A 688-nucleotide genomic window follows, 5' to 3' on the forward strand; every position below is an offset into this window, starting at 1 on the left:
AAGCTTGTTGCCAGCTCCCCGATACTTTTCGCAGGCTGCCACGTCCTTCATCGCCTCTGACCGCCAAGGCATCCACCGTGTGCGCTTATTCGCTTGACCATATAACCGCAAGTTGCCTTGGGTTACATATGACCCGGGGGTACAAAGCCCGGATACGAATATAACGACTCAATCAATAAAGAGACTTGCGTCTCTCGCCTTAGCCTCACGACACGTCTGATAGAACATCTCAAACGCTCGCTACGTCACAAGTTTTAAAAGAACACGTACCAGCCACAGTGCTGATGCGTATAAAGATCGAATGTATGCGTCATTCAGAGAATGGTGGGTCTGGGAGGACTCGAACCACCGACCTCACCCTTATCAGGGGTGCGCTCTAACCACCTGAGCTACAGACCCGGAGCTTGTTTCTTAATCTCCCTGGTGGAGCCTGTCGGGATCGAACCGACGACCCCCTGCTTGCAAAGCAGGTGCTCTCCCAGCTGAGCTAAGGCCCCAGAAAGGGACATCTCACACCGGCCTGGCCGATGTAAATCTCTGAATGCAGGTACTTTGTGAAGGCGCCCGACAGGACGATGCTGTCTTTGCTCAAAAGGAGGTGATCCAGCCGCACCTTCCGATACGGCTACCTTGTTACGACTTCACCCCAGTCATCGGCCACACCGTGGCAAGCGCCCTCCCGAAGGTT

2 tRNA genes and 2 rRNA genes are annotated in these 688 nt (G+C 54.2%); all 4 read right to left on the minus strand.

What is annotated here, in order from left to right:
* Positions 1-99 (minus strand): 23S ribosomal RNA (locus AC10QF_RS20075); the annotation flags it as partial.
* Between the two features lie 223 nt (positions 100-322).
* Positions 323-399: transfer RNA gene (locus tag AC10QF_RS20080), tRNA-Ile, on the minus strand.
* Positions 400-421: 22 nt separating this feature from the next.
* A tRNA-Ala gene (locus AC10QF_RS20085) sits at positions 422-497 on the minus strand.
* 94 nt (positions 498-591) lie between these two features.
* A 16S ribosomal RNA gene (locus tag AC10QF_RS20090) occupies positions 592-688 on the minus strand; the annotation flags it as partial.

It is taken from the genome of Stenotrophomonas maltophilia complex sp. Om-AH-Sm3 (assembly GCF_059337855.1).